This is a genomic window from Pseudomonas sp. GW823-FHT05G12 (assembly GCF_058795575.1).
In genome coordinates this window covers 2,741,288-2,758,167 of the sequence record NZ_CM179501.1, presented here as the reverse complement: position 1 = coordinate 2,758,167, position 16,880 = coordinate 2,741,288, and the positions used below count along the sequence as shown (strand labels likewise).

Annotated in this window: 13 protein-coding genes; 6 read left to right on the top strand and 7 right to left on the bottom strand. The window is 61.1% G+C overall.

The genetic code is table 11. The features are described from left to right. Positions 1 to 3: 3 nt before the first annotated feature. Complete coding sequence (locus tag AC3RCM_RS12455; RefSeq protein ID WP_180688162.1) at positions 4 to 744, bottom strand: gluconate 2-dehydrogenase subunit 3 family protein; 741 nt, start codon at positions 742 to 744, stop codon at positions 4 to 6. A 349-nt stretch (positions 745 to 1,093) separates the two neighbouring features. Between AC3RCM_RS12455 and icmH the strand changes: the two genes are divergently transcribed. From icmH to AC3RCM_RS12430, 5 genes are read left to right on the top strand one after another with little or no spacing between them, the layout of a single operon-like run. After that, positions 1,094 to 1,942 carry a type IVB secretion system protein IcmH/DotU gene (icmH, locus tag AC3RCM_RS12450; RefSeq protein ID WP_104887690.1) on the top strand — a complete coding sequence of 283 codons (849 nt, stop codon included), beginning with the start codon at positions 1,094 to 1,096 and terminating at the stop codon, positions 1,940 to 1,942. Positions 1,943 to 1,955: 13 nt separating this feature from the next. After that, positions 1,956 to 4,133 (top strand): type VI secretion system Vgr family protein, encoded by a 2,178-nt coding sequence (locus tag AC3RCM_RS12445; RefSeq protein ID WP_104887691.1) that lies wholly within the window; start codon positions 1,956 to 1,958, stop codon positions 4,131 to 4,133. After that, entirely contained in the window at positions 4,133 to 5,011 is an 879-nt protein-coding gene (locus tag AC3RCM_RS12440; protein ID WP_064492134.1) for a DUF4123 domain-containing protein, read from the top strand. Before AC3RCM_RS12445 ends, AC3RCM_RS12440 begins: the two co-directional genes overlap by 1 nt. Before the next feature lie 14 nt (positions 5,012 to 5,025). Continuing rightward, positions 5,026 to 7,698 (top strand): T6SS effector BTH_I2691 family protein, encoded by a 2,673-nt coding sequence (locus tag AC3RCM_RS12435; RefSeq protein ID WP_492629643.1) that lies wholly within the window; start codon positions 5,026 to 5,028, stop codon positions 7,696 to 7,698. Then, on the top strand, positions 7,698 to 8,840 hold the full coding sequence (locus AC3RCM_RS12430) for a DUF6708 domain-containing protein (RefSeq protein WP_457251529.1): 1,143 nt from the start codon (positions 7,698 to 7,700) through the stop codon (positions 8,838 to 8,840). Before AC3RCM_RS12435 ends, AC3RCM_RS12430 begins: the two co-directional genes overlap by 1 nt. Positions 8,841 to 8,852: 12 nt before the next feature. Here the strand turns inward: AC3RCM_RS12430 and AC3RCM_RS12425 are convergent, their stop codons facing one another. The 6 genes from AC3RCM_RS12425 to AC3RCM_RS12400 form a co-directional block, all read right to left on the bottom strand. Beyond that, a complete protein-coding gene (locus AC3RCM_RS12425) occupies positions 8,853 to 10,133 on the bottom strand; it encodes an OprD family porin (protein WP_457251527.1) in 1,281 nt (426 codons plus the stop codon). A gap of 49 nt (positions 10,134 to 10,182) precedes the next feature. Beyond that, positions 10,183 to 11,499: an MFS transporter gene (locus tag AC3RCM_RS12420; RefSeq protein ID WP_076403116.1), complete on the bottom strand. Its 1,317-nt coding sequence runs from the start codon at positions 11,497 to 11,499 to the stop codon at positions 10,183 to 10,185. A gap of 68 nt (positions 11,500 to 11,567) precedes the next feature. Continuing rightward, positions 11,568 to 12,092, bottom strand: a complete 525-nt coding sequence (locus AC3RCM_RS12415; protein WP_014861744.1) for a gamma carbonic anhydrase family protein — start codon at positions 12,090 to 12,092, stop codon at positions 11,568 to 11,570. Positions 12,093 to 12,104: 12 nt separating this feature from the next. Continuing rightward, on the bottom strand, positions 12,105 to 13,295 hold the full coding sequence (locus AC3RCM_RS12410) for a CaiB/BaiF CoA transferase family protein (RefSeq protein WP_064493219.1): 1,191 nt from the start codon (positions 13,293 to 13,295) through the stop codon (positions 12,105 to 12,107). Between the two features lie 24 nt (positions 13,296 to 13,319). After that, positions 13,320 to 14,249 (bottom strand): hydroxymethylglutaryl-CoA lyase, encoded by a 930-nt coding sequence (locus tag AC3RCM_RS12405; protein ID WP_047605215.1) that lies wholly within the window; start codon positions 14,247 to 14,249, stop codon positions 13,320 to 13,322. Between the two features lie 98 nt (positions 14,250 to 14,347). Continuing rightward, positions 14,348 to 15,259 carry a LysR family transcriptional regulator gene (locus AC3RCM_RS12400; protein ID WP_064493220.1) on the bottom strand — a complete coding sequence of 304 codons (912 nt, stop codon included), beginning with the start codon at positions 15,257 to 15,259 and terminating at the stop codon, positions 14,348 to 14,350. 268 nt (positions 15,260 to 15,527) lie between these two features. On the opposite strand from AC3RCM_RS12400, the gene AC3RCM_RS12395 reads away from it, so the two are divergent. Further along, positions 15,528 to 16,856 (top strand): hypothetical protein, encoded by a 1,329-nt coding sequence (locus tag AC3RCM_RS12395; protein ID WP_064493221.1) that lies wholly within the window; start codon positions 15,528 to 15,530, stop codon positions 16,854 to 16,856. Positions 16,857 to 16,880 lie beyond the last annotated feature (24 nt).

Sequence of the window (16,880 nt, the reverse complement as noted above, 5' to 3'; positions counted from 1 at the left end):
GCCTCAGGCCCTCTCACCACGGATCGATACAGCCGGGAACGGGTAAGGCTCATTGCGCTCGACCCAATCCATGAAGTCGGCGCGGGCGCCGGGGAAGCCGATCTGAGTCCAGCCGACCATGCCTTTGTTGCCGCCATGAATCGGGTCGCAGAAGAACCCTTCACGCGTGTTTTGCACCAGCAGGCTGAAGAACACCTTGGCCGGAACGGTTTCGAAAACCAGCTCTCCTGCCTCCAACTTGCTGAGAATTCGGTCCCGGGTAGCGCTATCTTGCGCAGCAAAAACCTGTCCGCCATTGGCCTTGCACCAGCCGTCCACGGCAGCGATGCCCAGGCGGTAGATTTGTTGCGGGCTGAGCTGCAGCTGGTAGCCCAGTTCGGGAGCGGCGTCGGCGTTGAACGGCCCTTGCATGTACCACTGTGCGCCAGTCGCGTAGGGGGTGTTCATTTGCCGGTCGATGAACTCGGCGGCACCCGCTTCGAGTGCCCCTGGGCCAAGCTCATCGGCCGGGATGATGCGCGACACGGCGGCTTGTACAAAAGCCCATTCTTCGGCGCTGAAGAATGTCGGTTGATAATTGCCCGCAGGTGGCGTGGCGGGCACGTTCGGTGGCTGTTGCGGGGCCGCAAGCAGCTGGCTGGCGCCTGCGCCAAGGCCCGTGCTGGCCACGGTAACGACAGGGATCAGGGTCAAGGTCTTGCGCAGAAAATCCCTGCGCGGGTTGTCTGGGGCATGCTCAGGCATTGCGAATCCTCATCGGCTGTGGGGCGGCCTTGATAAGCGCCATCTGATTTTCAATTGAGAGGTGATCTTGATAGGCCATCAAGAGACAGCCGAATAATCTAGCGCGTTCAGAAAGGTTTTGAAACCGGTTTCATGCGTTGCCTCCCTACCTGTACAAAACATCATTTTTTTGACAAGAAACACTTAAAAACAACTTTTAGCGAAACTTCTTACAACGCATTAGGAAGTTTCAATCTGTCTCGAAAATTGATTCCTCGTTAGTCTTCAAACTTTCGCAAATGCTTGCGCCCCGCCACATGGAAGTAGGTGCACTGCGAGTGTTTGACCTGCCAAGAGACGAGGATCAAGGATGCCCAAAGAGTCCGAGCGCACTGGCAAACCAGTGCCCGCCCACCAAAAGCCAATCCTGCTTGAAGACACAAATGAAACCCCACGGCCTGCTGGTGGCGCGGGTCCTGAATACGCAACAGACCTGACCAGCTACCCGGCCGACCCGGACTTTCAGCTACGCGGCGGCTACGACAACCTCATGCTCGACGCGGCAAGCCAGCTGTTCGGCCTGGTCATTCGCCTGCGCACGCTGGATGACCTGCCCAACATCCAGTTCGTGCACAAGACCGTGCAAACGCAGATCGGTACTATCCGCGAGGAAATGCGACAGCACGGCTATTGCGCGGTCCATCAGGAAGTCTATTCCTACGCCTTGTGCCTGCACCTGGACGAGGCCGTGATGACCCGCCCCTGGGGCCAGAACTCGTGCTGGAGCCACGAACCGCTGCTGAGCATCTTCCACGACGAAACCCAGGGCGGCGAAAAGATCTTCGTGCTGCTCGAGCGCATCATGCAATCGCCAAAGGAATTCCAGGATGTGCTGGAGTTCCTGTACTTCTGCTTTTGCCTGGGCCTGCAAGGCAAATACGCCCTTGACCCCAAGGGCGAAGAAATCCTTCGCGCGCTGATCAGCCGGATGCACAAGGTCATTCGCCAACTGCGTGGCCCCACGCCGGAAACAGTGAGCGACCCCTATAGCAACGTCGTCCATTGCCCCCACCGTATGCGCCGCTGGCAGTGGCCCTGGTGGACCCCGCTGGTCATCTCGGTCATCGCCATGGTCTGCGCCTACAGCTACTACAGCTACCGCCTCGACCTGCTAACCGCCGAAGTCCTCGAATCGCTCAACGCCATTCTGCAACAGTAACGGGGGACGCCACATGCCCAGCCAATCCGATCTGCGCTTCACTTTCCAGCCGCTGGTTGGCCGTAGCGAGTTTGAGGTGGTGTCGTTCGAACTGGACGAAGCCATCAGCTCACCGTTCCGGCTGCAGCTGGAGCTGATCAGCTTCGAAGACGATGTCGACTTCGGCCAGCTCCTCGACAAACCGGTGCTGTTCACCCTCTGGCAGGGTGAGCGCCCGTTGCGCTACGTGCACGGCCTGGTCAGCACCTTCAGCCAGGGAGAAACAGGCTTCCATCGCACCCGTTACCGGGCACTGGTCGAGCCCATGCTGGCCCGCGCCGGGCTACGCTCGAACTGGCGCATCTTCCAGCAGAAAACCGTGCCGCAGATTCTCGAGATCATGCTCAAACGCCAGGGCGTGAATGCCTACGAGCTCAAGTGTCTCGACCCGCATCAGGTGCGCGAATTTTGCGTGCAGGCCGGTGAAACAGACCTCGACTTCATGGCCCGCCTGGCCGCCGAGGAAGGCATTGTCTACCGCTTCGAACACACGCCGAAACAGCACTTGCTGGTCATCACTGACCGGCTACTGGCGCTGGGGCAGATCAGCCGGGGGGCCATCAAGACCGATGACGAGGATGAAGGGTTTCACAATGACGACGTTGGCCCCGATCAGGTGCTGTACCGATCCGTTGGAGGCGGCGATCAGGCCAGGCCTTGCCTGCGGCGCTTGCGTTACAGCGAACAGGTTCGAACAGCGCGGCAGGTGCAACGGGACTACACCTTCACTCACCCACAATACCGTCAGGAACACCAGGCTTACGACAATAGCAACACCCATCAATCGCTGAACTATGAGCGCTTCGACTACCCCGGCCGATACAAGCGTGATGCGGTCGGGGTTCCGTTCACTGCCACCCGCCTCACGGCCCTGCGCCATGATGCACGCATTGCCGAAGTGGAAGGCGACGATGTGCGCCTGCAACCGGGGCTGAGCTTCACCCTCATCGAGCACCCGCGTGAAGACCTCAACGTGCACTGGCGCACGGTCAGCGTGCATCACGAAGGCACCCAGTTCACCAGCCTGCAGGAAGAGGCCGCCGGCTCGCAGCAAGGCACCCGCTACAAACAGGAAGCATTGCTGGTTCCCGGCAGGACCGAATGGCGCCCGGCCCCCCTGCCCAAGCCACGCATCGACGGCCCGCACATGGCGACGGTGGTCGGGCCCAAGGGCGAGGAAATCTATTGCGACCAATGGGGCCGGGTGAAAGTGAGCTTTCCTTGGGACCGGGAAAGCGAAAACAACGAGTTCAGCTCCTGCTGGGTGCGCGTGTCGCAAGGTTGGGCGGGGGGCAGCTGGGGTTCGATGGCCATCCCGCGCATCGGCCAGGATGTGATCATCCAGTACGTCAACGCCGACCCGGACCAGCCGATGATCACCGGGCGCACCTATTGCGGTAACCAGTTGCCGCCCTATGACCTGCCCGAGCACAAGACGCGCATGACCATCAAGAGCCAGACCCATAAAGGCGAAGGCTTCAACGAGCTGCGCTTTGAGGATGAACTGGGTCGGCAGGAGGTGTTCATTCATGCCGAGCGGGACCAGAACAACATCGTCAAGCACGACGAAACCACACGCGTGGGTAACGATCGTACCGAACGCGTCGAACGAGACGAGACGATTTCGATCGGTCAGGACCGTCGCGAAGACATTGCCCGTGACGAGTCTGTTGGCATCGGCCAGAACCGGGTACACGAAATCGGCAACGACGACAGCCTGAGCATCGGCCGCAACCACAGGATCACCACAGGCAAGGACCGAATCGAACAGGTAGGGAACCACCGGCAGGACATCACCAAGGCAAACCACACGGTAGAAATCGGCGGCCACCGCGAACAGGTGGTTGCCGGTCACAGCACGTTGCAAACGGGCGAAGCCATCCGGCACACCACCAAGGTTTATGACATCCAGGTCAGCGAAAGCCTGACGATCCGCAGCCCCGCAGGGCTTTTGAGAGTCGACGGCGCCGGTATCACGCTGGACGGCCTGGCGCTGGCCTTCAAAGGGCCTGTCAGCCAGCAGGCTACGGGTAGCAATCGCGTCACTTCAACGTCTGGCGTACCAGCGCCGGGCGAGCCCATTTGCCTCAGCTGCCTGCTCAAGGCGATCGCCGACGGCCACACCATCATTCGCATGGAAGGAGCAAGCTGATGCCCAGCCCATTTGTCAGAGCAATGGTCGATGTGCTGCGGGCATCCGATCACTATCGCCTCAGCGCCATCGTGGAAATGGCCAATTTGACACCCAAGGTGCAGGAACAACTGACCGGGCACTACACGGGCCGCTGCTGGCCACTGCTGCAGCAAGCCCAGTTCAGCAACCTGCGGACAGCAGGCCCTTGGTTGTTCGGTTCGCGCCTCGGTTCCGATGTCTCGGCCCAGTACGACTTCCAGTGGCAACTTGAACAAGGTGCTGCTGGCGCCGTGTGCGGCTGGATAGTCAGCGCGCTTCCCGCTGCCCGGCTCGCAGGACACTTGAGCCACGCCAACATCGTCACGGGCACGGACGGCCACTCGTACCTGTTGCGCTTCCACACCGCCGCGGCGCTGCTAGTGCTGGATAGGCACCGTGAGCTGCCTGGGGTAAGCGAATGGCTGGCCCCCATCCATCACTGGTGGGCACCCGTGGCACACCCGAGCAAGCGGTTGTGGATGCAGATATCCGGGGGGGATCAGCCTCAATCCACGCACTGTCCGCCAATCACGTTGAACGAAGCGTGTTGGGCCGAACTGGCGGGTGACCCGCTGAGCTATCAACTTGCCGAGTTGCTCAAGAACGAGCAGTCCTGCCCGACCTTGCACGCTGCCTGCCACGGCACACGGGTTGGCTTGATTCAGCACTATCTGGATCAGGCGCGCGCGCAAGGCCTGGGACGTGAAGAAGACCTTATCAGCTATGTGCTGATGCTGGCTCGCGGTGGCGAACAGCTCAGTAGCTCGCCAGCCTGGCAGGAGGCGATTGCCGCCACGCGCGAGCAGCAGACATCCCTGATGGACAACGTGCAGCGCTGCCTGCGCACCAAGGACTGAGGCACAACACAACCATGGACTCACTCAACGAAACCCTCGAACTGTGCAGGCGCATCACCTCCGGCTACCGCCCGGCCCTGCGCAACAGCCCCGTCGCCGACTGCACCCGCCGCTTCGAACTGCTGCCCCTGCGCTACGCCGCCGTCGGTGGCAACCCGGCACAACGTGCCCGCCTGCCCAAATTGCCAGGCTATCTCAGCCCGTTCCAGGAGGTCGGCGAGCTGACCCACTCCAGCTACGCCATCCGCCCTTTGCGTGAGGGCTTTCTCTACCTGCTGATCAAGCGCCATAGCGCACCGGCCTACGAATGGCACAGCCAGTACCGCGTGGCGCCCAATGGCTCGCTGCTGTACATCAGCAGCGACGCCCCCTGGGCGCCTGCCCCCAGCGCCGGCAATCTGGATGAGATCCTTCGCGGTTTCGGCTGGACCATCACCCTCTACGACCTGGATGACATCCAGGAGCTGCGCCCATTGTTCAGCCCTTCCCCGCTGACCCCGCGCATGCTCGACAACTACCGCCTGCTCGACGACCAATACCGCAGCAGCCTGCCCTCGATCGATATCGCCCGCTTCATCCAGCCTTCCGACGCCCCGCCACAGCCCCACGTCCTCAAGCATGACCAACTGAACTGGGTAGCCGACTTCAAGGCCCAGGACGATGCAGACCTGCAGGCACTACTGGACCTGCAGCCGTTCAACAACGACCAGATCGTCTCGCCGCACGCATCACGCCAAGCGCTGGCACCGCTGGTGAACCACAGCAAACCCCGTGGCGCCGCCATCGTCATCGAAGACGCCATCGGGATCACCCAGGAGCTCAACGCCTGGCGCAACGCCGCTGTCGAGGATGTGAAGACCCAGTGGCTGGCGCGCACCGTGGAACCCGGGGTCGACAACGAACGCAAGCTGCTGGTCGCGCAGTCGTTCCTGGAAATCGAAAAACTCTACCCGCAGATGGTGGCCGAGCAGATCGTCAAGCGCGAAGTCATGGCCGAAAAAGTCCGCAACCAGCTCCACCTGCATCCCGAGATCTACTTGTTCTCCGAACGGGCCAGGCAACAGGCCGATGCCCATGATGAACGCATGAAGCCCCACCTGGCACAGTTCGAGCGCGAGGTCCGCAGCAAAGTCCAGGCCCGCCAGGATGCCGGCGAGTTCCGCAAGCGGTTCGACCAGAAATACGGCCACCTGGTCGACCGCCAGGCCATGCACGATCAGCTCGACGGTTTCGAGCAGGCCATGCAACACGCCCAGCAAGCCGCCGAAGACCGCGCCAAGGACCATGCCCGCTGGGTGGTCAGCGAACGCTTGTTGCAGGCACTGGACCGCTACGACAACGCCGACCTCATCAACGGCCTGGCCTTTGCCGAACAGACCGGCCAGTGCGTGATCGGCATGGAGCTGAGTGAATGGGGCACGAAAGTGCTGGACCACTGGTGGCGCAGCGACGTAGCAGACCGGGGCAACCTGGCAATACGCGGCATCACCTACAATCAGGAGGACCTGCGGGAAGAACTGGCGGCGCTGCTGGAAGCCGCCAAGGCCGAACCGTCGTCAGCGTCATCCTTCGCCCTGCCGGAAGCGCTTGCCAGGCAAGCCCATGCCGCTGCCAATGCCTTTGGGCGCATCAACACCCTGTACGAACAGATGCAGGCACAGAGCAGCACGGCCAGCATCGGCCTGTATGCCTGGTACGTCGCGCTGGGGCGGCAAGTGCTGCGCACCGCGACCCCCAACAGCATGGACCGCGCGCTGCACCAGGGTTTGCGGCTGACCTTGTTCGCTTCGGTGCATGAAACTGCTGTCGATATTCGCCTGAGTGAAGCTGCACGTAGCGGGCAGCCCATCAACCCACAACGCAGTGCAGGCCAGGTATCAAGGTACCTCGACCAGGCCTGGGCTGAAGGGTTGATGCAGGCCCGGAACAGTGACTTCTACAAAGTGCGTGTTTCCGGGCTGGTGTGCCTGCTGGAGGGGATGCTGATGGCCTTCAAAGCGCGCGAATTGCCTGACGGTGATGCGCGGGTGAAGACCGAACTACTGGCGGCCGCGATGACCACGGCTGCGGCGGGCTTTGAAATTGGAGCCAGCTATGTGGACCAGATAGCAACCCGATACGGCGCTAACAGCGTGACCGGAAAAGGGGCGGCCGTAACATTGGGGAGGTTGAAGCTCTGGGGGGCGGGATTGGCTGTAATCGGGGGTTCACTGCTGGCGTGGTGGGATTTCACTGATTCGGTTGAGCATTTCAAAAGCAGCCAGAATGGCGCTACCAAGCAGGTTCAAAAAAACTCCAGACTCTTGGCGGCTACTTATTTTGTAAGAGGGGTCGCTACAGTGACTCTCTCACTTGCTGAGTTAGGAACGGCCGTTGCGACTGCAAAACCTTTTTTCGACTACCTTTCTCAAAATGCCAAGACCAAGCTTGTCAGGATGCTATCCACCTCCTTGGGAGCACTTGCAAAGAAGCTCGGCACGCAGGCTGCTCGGTTATTACTTGCGCGCCTCGTTCTTGGGGCGTTCTGGATTGGCCTGGTCTTCACATTGATTATTTACATACTTGAAGACGATGCTTTGGAAAAGTGGTGCAAACGCAGCAGCTTCCGCCTTGCAAAAAACACAAAACCGTTTGAAGAACAAGAAGAGCTGAAGACCCTGCACTCCGCATTCAGCGAGGTATTGTGATGTATCTGATCGAATGGGGTTTTTGGCAAATGGCTACTGAATCCGAAGCCGCGCGAAAAGCATATGAAGCAGAACTGACACCGAACGAAAAGCGTCAAGATTTATATGAGAGTGACCTGACTGAAGAAATGCACTTCCAATCCGTTAGTAAACAACCCTATGCAAGAGGACCTGTTTTCGCGTTCAGCGACACTATTTTAGAAATGCGCTGCGGAGGTTCAGAAGAGAAGCGTGGGCTTATTACGCTCGCAACGCTCGGCGCTGTCGCCCCGGCCATTGCTGTGGGACTAATGATCACCACTGGATTTTTATGGATGGACATCACCGATCCGGATGGGCGTTCCGTAATCACTGTTCTTTCAACACTTATAATGCTCTCAGCCAGCTCCACCTTAGTGTATCTTTATTCAAAGTATGGAATCCACTTAACCCGACTAGAAATGCTGACTAGCCGTCACTTGCTTATTCGCTTCAATCGAGTAACCCAACAAGTTCACCTACATCGACCGAAATACTGCGGTGGAATCGTAACTTTTCCATGGAATGCAACCGGAAGCACTGGCCTATATCCAGAAGATGACTCACTCAGCATGGGCATGCGACTAGGCCTGGTCTGGCACCCCAGCCGCACCGGCCTGCCCCACATGGAAATGGCCCTGCTGGGCAAACAAGGCCAAGGCGGCAGCGAGCTGCGTGATGAGTGGGAATTCATCCGCCGTTACATGGAAGAAGGCCCACACGCCGTCCCCCGCCCCCGCCTGAGCACCCACCTACCCTCACCCATCCAGGCATTCAGCGCCCAGTTCGAAGGCCTTGGGCGTTTCTTCCGCAAAAGCAGCTGGCTGTTCAAAGTTGCCCTGCTGTTTGTCTGGCCCGCTTTCGTCATCATCGGCACCGGCCACTGGCTCAGCCTGCTGCTGTGCTGGCGACCGCGCTGGCCGAAGGTCATCCGCGAGGCCGGCATGCCCGGCAAGCCAGTCCCTCCCGTGACAACCCTGAGCGACTACCCACCCGCAATCCAGGCACGCCTGCTCGCCAACGCCGACCGCTGGCAGCTCAAGCCCGGCAAGCGGCCGGCGAAAAAACCACGCAAACCGCGCAGATCCAAAGCGCAAGAGAAACCGGCTGCGCCCAACGAATGATTGTGTCTGAATTCAGAATTCGAACGTGTACCCGACGATCACCCGGTTCTCATCCGCTGCATCGGCAAAATTCGAGCGCATGCTCGCATTGCGCCAACGCAGCGACACATTCCTGAGCGCCCCCGACTGCACCACATAGGTGATATCCGTAGTCCGCTCCCATTCCCGCCCCTCTCCGCCGCCAGCGGCCAATGCCCTGCCTTTGACGCTGGCAATGCGTTGCGGGTCCACCTGATCGCCCTTTACATAACGCACGTTGAACGTCAGCCCGGGGATGCCCGCCGCAGCAAAGTTGTAGTCGTAGCGCAGCATCCACGCCCGTTCGTTGGCCAAGGCAAATGTGCTGACCTGCTGTTCGCTGAACAGGTAGGTATCGGTGCCCCCCACGTAGGCATATGCCGTATCCCCACGCACTTTCTGATAGCCGCCACTGAACGTGTGGCCCTGAACGCTGTACCCGAAGTTGGTACTGAGGGTCTGATTGTCGACCCCGCCCAGCAACGCCGGGCCCTGCTCCCTTGCATTGAACCAGCGCCACTCGGTGAACACATCCCCCGGCCCTAGGCGGGTCTTGAACTTGAACCCGGCAAAATCACGCCGGAACAGGTCTTCGAGCGCACTGGTGTGAAGGCTGAGGGTCAGTTTGTTCAACGGCTGGTAATCGACGCCGGCGTAGCGCAGACGATCACTGGTGACCGCCGCCGAATAGGCCCCTTGCTGCGCCATGGCGGTCAGGTCCTCATAGTCGGTGGAGTCACGCAATTTGGTGGCATCCACCTGCAGCAGGGTGAACGTAAACCGGTCCAAGTCTTTGCTCACCAGTTGCACACCGTTGAACCACTGGGGGAACAAGCGGCTGCTGTTGGACGCCAGCAATGGCAGTTGCGGGCTCAGGCCCCCCGCCTTCAATTCGCTCTGCGCCAGCCTGGCCTTGAAGGTAGCCACGGCCTTGGCGTAGTCATCCGCGGCGCGTTTGTCGCTGCCTCGCGGCAACAGGCCGGAACCGCTACGGTCAGGCGAGGAGTCCAGCTTGAGCCCCAGCATGCCGGCTGCGTCCAGGCCAAAGCCAACCACGCCGTCGGTATAGCCAGACTGCAAGCGCAGCATGAAGCCCTGGGCCCATTCACCGCGCCGCGATTGCGTGGCGCTGTCACCGTGGAAGTCGCGGTCAAAATAGAAATTGCGCAGTTCCAGGCTGCCACTGCCGTCATGGATGAAGGCAGCCTGGGCGGTTTGACAGGCGCAGTAAAGCACCGAGAGCACCAGCGATGCTCGCCGAAAGATCACGATCATTGGTATGCCTTGCTCTTGTTCTTGTTGTTGTTCGAAGACTCAGCGCCAATCAGCTTTTAGGGTTGCGCACGTAACGCATCACCACCAGGCATGCGACCAGGATCAGCGGCGCGATTGACAGCATGCCCATGTAGGTACTGTCGGTAAGGTCATTGATCTTGCCCACCATCACTGGTGCAACGATGCCGCTCAGCTGTCCCACCGAGTTGATCGCGGCGGTGCCGGTGGCAATTGCCAGCCCCGAGAACGTCGACTGTGGAATGGTCCAGAATATCGGGATAGCGATAAAGGTGCCCGCAGTGGCCAGCACCAGCGCGGTCATCATCGCGAAGGGAGAGTCGGAGAACAGGCACGCCAGCAGGTAACCGACGGCGGCCGCCAGCAGGCAGTACACCAGATAGCGCTTGCGCTCGCCGGTGCGGTCGGAGTGGCGAGTCAGCAACACCATGCCGATGCACGCTACCGCATAAGGCAATGCCGACAGTACGCCAACCCACAGCATGTCTTGCACCCCCGAGGACTTGATCAGGTGCGGCATCCAGAAATTCAGCCCGTAGGACGCGGTTTTGACCACGTAGTAGATGAACGCCATGATCGCCACTTCACGGGTCAGCAACACCCGCCAGATCGAGCCGAGTATCGGTTTTGCAGCGCGTTTGTCCTGGGCAAGGTTCTCCGCCAGCAGGTCCTTCTCCTCGCGGCTCAACCATTTCGCCGCCTCGATATCGCGGTCCAGCTTCCACAGCACCAGCAGGCCCAGCAGCACACACGGCAGCCCGGACATCAGGAACAACCAGTGCCAGCCAGCGAGGCCCAACACGCCGTCCATTGTCCCCAGCAAAAAGCCCGCAGCCGGGCCACCCACCGCCCCGGCCAGCGGCACCGCCAGGAACCACAGCCCATTCATCTTCGCCAGGTGCTTGCGCGGAAACCAGCATGCCAGGTAGAACAGGATCGCCGGGCCGAAACCGGCCTCCATGACGCCGATCAGAAAGCGCAGGAAGTACAGCGTGTACTGGGTATAGGCAAATACCAGCGCAGCCGTCGCCAGGCCCCAGGACACCATGATCCGGCAGATCCAGGCCGGAGCCCCGTAGCGTTTCAGGCCGAGACTGCTGGGCACTTCGAATAGCACGTAGCCGACGAAGAACATACTCGCGGCCAGGCCGTAGGCAGCATCGCTGAGGCCCAGTTCCTGCTGCATTTGTGTCTTCGCAAAACTGATGTTGATGCGGTCGAAGTAGGAGAACAGGAAGCAGATGATAGCCAGCGGCATGATGCGCCAGGCCACACGGCGGTATAGCAGCAGCTCATTGATGTGACTGTCGTTGCGCTCACGCGCCAGTTCGCCGGTCAAAGCAACCATGGTGAATCTCCATTCTTGTAATTATTGGAGAGCAGCGACGCCTCGAAGGGCGCCACCAGCAGGTTTTTTTAGCGAATACGTATCAGCTTTTCCTTGAAGCTCTGGCCTTTTGCGACGTACTCGGTCGCATTGCGCTGCATACTGGCGATGGCATCGGCAGTGAGCTCGCGCACTACCTTGGCAGGTGCGCCCAGGATCAACGAGTTGTCGGGAAACACCTTGCCTTCGGTGACGATGGCGCCTGCACCCACCAGGCAGTTGTTGCCGATGACCGCGCCATTGAGCACCACCGCCTGAATGCCGATCAGCGCGCCATCGCCGATGGTGCAGCCGTGCAGCATGGCCTGGTGGCCGATGGTGACACCTTGCCCCACTGTCAACGCAAAGCCGGGGTCGGCATGCAAGACAGCACCCTCCTGCACATTGCTGTGCTGGCCGATACGGATCGCTTCGTTGTCGCCCCGTAGCACGGCCTGCGGCCATACACTGACGCCTTGTTCCAGGGTAACGTCGCCGATGACGCTGGCATCCTCGGCGATGAACGTTTCCGGGTGCAGGTTGGGTGCAAGGTTGTCATATTGGTAGATCGCCATCTCAAGGCCTCCTCAAGCCGCGTCGTCTGTTTTCAGCACGCCCGCCGCACACAGCTGGGCAATGTGCGCGTCGCTGTAACCCAGTTCACGCATCACTTGGCGGGTGTGCTCACCAATCCGCGCGATCGCCCGCCGTGGCTGCAGGCGCTGGCCGTCCAGTGACAGCGGCAATAACGGCATCGGTGTGTGGCTGCCGTCTTCCAGTTGCAGCTCGGCCATGCCACCGCTCTGTAGCAGGTGGGGGTCCTCGAAAAGCTCTTCAGGGCGGCGGATCGGCGCGAAAGGAATGCCGTTGGCTTCCAGCTGCAACGCCAACTGCGCGGCGTCCAGCGGCGCAAACACCTCGGCCAGGTGCGCCAGCAGCCGTGGCCGCTGCAACACGCGGTCGTTATTGCTACCAAGGGTCGGGTCATCAAGCAAAGCGGTCTGCCCCAGTACCCGGCATAACGCGTGCCACTGGCCTTCCCCTGTGGCGGCGACAAACATCTGCTCGCCACCGGCAAAAGTGAACACGTCATAGATGGCCCAGGCACTGATGCGGTTCGGCATCGGCGCTGCGGCTTCACCGGTGACCACGTACTGCTGCATATGCTGGGCAGCCAGTAGCACGCAATTCTCGTACAGGGCACTTTGCACCTCACGGCCCCTGCCGGTGCTGTGGCGCTCGTTGAGTGCGGCCAGCACGCCAATGGCGCCGAACATGCCACCCATGATGTCGTTCACCGAGCTGCCTGCGCGCAGCGGGCGCCCTACCGGCCCTGTCATGTAGGCCAGACCGGCCATCATCTGCACCACTTCATCCAGCGCCAGGCGGTTATCGTATGGCCCGCTGAGAAACCCCTTGTGCGAGGCATAGATCAGCCCTGGATTGCGCTGGCACAGTGCGTCGTAGCTCAGACCCAGCTTCTGCATACGCCCGGGCTTGAAGTTCTCGATGAAGACATCGGCGGTGTCGATCAATTGCAGCACGGCCTCACGGCCCTCGGGCGTTTCAACATCGACAGCAATGCATTGTTTGTTGCGGTTGAAGGTGCGGAAAAAGCCCGCCCCTGCGCCCAGCAAACGGCGTGTGCCGTCGCCGCGTACCGGCTCGATCTTGATGACTTCGGCGCCAAGGTCGCCAAGGATCATGCCGCACGTCGGGCCCATGACCATATGCGAAATCTCAACGACACGGATGCCGTCCAAGGGAAGTCTGGACATTGTGATGCTCCTCTTACGGGCAATTCAGGCGTGGCGGTGTGTGTTGGCGAAGTTGAGCGGCAATCCGGCCCGGGCGATGAAGCCGTAAAGTGGCTCGCCCGGTAGCGCTTCGCTTAGTACCTGCCGGGTTTCGATTAGCGCAGGCAAGTCGATGCCGGTGTCGTAGCCCATGCTTTGCAGCATGAACACCAGGTCCTCGGTCACGGTATTACCAGACGCGCCAGGGGCGAACGGGCACCCTCCCAGGCCCGCCAGGGAGGCATCCAGTTCCCCAATGCCCTGCTGCACCGCCACCAGGCTGTTGGCCAAGGCCAGGCCCCGGGTGTCATGGAAGTGCGCGGCCTTGAGACGGTCGCCTGCAATCTCCCGTACGGCCTGAAGCACCGTTGCTACCTGGCCCGGATTGGCATAGCCAGTGGTGTCTCCCAGGGAGACCAGGTCGCAACCGGCTTCGATCACCTGGCGGGTCAACGCACACAGGTCAGCCAGCGGCACCTCGCCCTGGCGGGTGCAGCCAAAGGCCACTGACATGCCGGCCACGACTTGCACCCCATGCAGGCCCATTTCAGTACGCAGCTGGCACATGCGCCCCAGTTCCTCGACCATCTCCACTGGCGTGCGGCGCACGTTGGCCAGGCTGTGCGCCGTGCTCACCGATACCGGGGCGACGATGCGGTGTGCACCCGATTCAAGTGCGTCCCTTGCGCCACGAAGGTTTGGAGCCAGCACGGTTACTTGCAGGTCCGGGTACGTGAGGGCGTGGGCCACCACTTCGCGGGCATCGGCCATCTGCGGCAGCAAGCGTGCCGACACGAACGACGCGACTTCCATATGACGCACGCCGGCGCCGTAAGCGGCGTCGATCCAGCGGCGTTTGGCTGCTGTCGGCATGATCACTTGCAGGCTCTGCAAGCCATCGCGCAGGCCGACTTCATTGATTGTTATTGTTGTCATCGCGGTCTCTCTGTCTGAAGCGTTGCGCCAGACTAAGAGCTGGATGACGGGCAGAAAAGACGTGTTTCGCGGGCTGATCCATCGTCAGCCACGATGGATCAGCCCGCGACCTGCCAGGCCGGTGCACGCAGCAACAGGTGGTCAAGCAGGCGCCGAGCCGACAGCGAGAGCGTGTGCCGGTCGCGCATGCAGATGACGAATTCGCCAAGCGCCCAGTCGTCAGTCAGCGCAATGACCCGCAGGTCGAACAACGCCGCATAGCGGGATACGGCCTCTTGCGGGAACACCGCCAGGCCAAGGCCGAACTGCACCAGACGGTATGCCGCGTCGAACGACGACACGTACGAACGAAAACGCAGCGCCTTGCCTGACTGTTCAGCGCTTTTACGCATGAAAGCGTTCAATGTGGCAAAGGCCGATAGCCCCAGGTGGTCGTAACCCAGGGTTTCCTCGAAGGCAATCTGGCTGCGGCCGGCCAACGGGTGGTCAGCAGCAACGACCACGGCCAGGTGATCCTGCCGATACGGTACGAAATCCAGGTCACCCACCGCCATGGATTTGCGGCAGATACCGAGGTCTGCAGTGCCCTCGGCCACACCACGAACGACATCGGCGCTGAAGCGCTCTTCGATATCGGCCTGGATGAGTGGGTATTCCAGCATGAACGCTGACAGTTCTTCGGGCAGAAACTCCATGATCGACGATACATTGGCCAGCACCCGCACATGACCACGCGCGCCGTGGGCGTATTCGCTCAGCTCGCTGTCCAGGCGTTCCATGGCGCGGGTCATTTCCCTGGCATGGCGCAGCAGTGCAAGCCCCGCCGGGGTGGGCTCCACGCCGCGCTTGCTACGTTTGAGCAAGGCGGTGCCAAAGCGCGCCTCAATGTCTGAAATACGTTTGCTGACAGCGGACGGCGCCATGAACGCGCGCTCGCCTGCGCGGGCGATGGTGCCTTCTTCGCAGACGACGATGAACAGGTTCAGGGAAAGGTGGTCGAGGGGTTGCATCGCTTGGCTCGGCTTGGGGAAGGGACCGCCGTAGCACTGTAGCAAAAACCGCATTGGCTTCTAAAACCGGGTTTGAATTACCGGCCCCCAATCCCCAACCTTGGGGGAACGCTGCCCACCGCCAGCGGCTGGCATAAAGCCCTACTGAGAATCTGTAGCCCCTGCACCACAAGGCCTGCAAAGCATTTTTCAGGTGTTGGCACAGCTCTTGCCGATCTCCTCCCAGACGCCCCAAGTCCATGGGCCCGTTTGCAGGAGGAATTGACTCATGCACCGACCGATACCCCACCCGCTGGCAGTGGCGATTTTCGCCGGCATTCTCCAGCTTCCCGCGCAGGCCGCCTTGAACGCTGTCGATCCAGGCGCTTACGTCCCAGCCAACGGCGGCTTCCCCGCCTGGTACCAGGACAGCCACGGTCGTACCCTCGACCTGTGCCTGACCAAGGCCGTCAGCTCCCGGGTCGCAGGCGCACCTGGCGCACCCTCATACATGTGCACGCTACTGCCCACACCTGGTGTGTTCGACGATACCCAACCCATCGTCTTCCCCACCAACTTCCCTGACGAAGCGTTCTGGTTCACTGCCGACGCTGCCATCGTCGACGCTGCGCGTGGCATCGACCTCAGCTATGGCACGGCGATCGAAGCGGCATTCGCCGCCGAGGAACCTGTCGAGGGTGACCAGGTCAGCTTCGCCCGGGTCCGTATTCGGGTCGACGTTCCCACCGCGGGCACCTACGTGGTCACCCACCCCTATGGTGTTGAAGTGTTCGATGTGCCCGTTGCAGGGCGCCGGGCGATCAACATGACCCGCGACATCGGCATCGCCGGCGCAGGCGACTTCACCGGCGCACTCAAGGGCGATGTCGGGCCGTTCCTGCGCAGTGTCAACGGCCCCTACACCGAAGGCAACGAGCGCTTCATCGGTGACCCGAACCTGGAAGAACGGGTAACAGGCAGCCCATTCAACACCAACTACGTACGCATCGAAGGCCCTGGTGGCATCGACCTGCGCACCGAGCTGTTCGCTGTCTCGGGCAAACTTTCCGAAGTGGCCTTGCCAACCCCGCTGATGCCACAACGCAGCACTTACTCACGCCATACCGAGAACGGCGACCTGATCGCCCAGCAAGACATCTTCGTGTTGGCCCCGCCGCCACCGGCAAGCGTCACCCTGACCAGCCAGACCCCCAACCTGAGCCTCACCGAGGCCAACGGCACCGGCGCCTGGTACGCCCAGTCAGCCCTCAACCCGGCGGCCGGAACCATCGTCACACTGTCCGCTGACAACAGCGTGGCAATCCCGACCAGCAGCCTGACCACCAGCAACGTTCCCCTGACCGACCTGGTCACCATCACGCAGGCCCAGTACCGCCTGTCCACTGGCGAGCTGACCCTGGTGGCCAGCACCAGTGACGAAACAACACCTCCAGTACTTACCGCACATACCGGCAACGGCACGCTGATCGGCAACCTGGGCGGTACCGGCGCCGTGAAGACGTTGAGCATGACCCTCTCGCCCATTCCGCCGGCCAAGGTGCAGGTCACCAGCGCCAACGGTGGTAGCGACTCCGAAGACGTGGTGCTGGTGCCATGAACAGACAAAGGCTCAGCCTTCAAG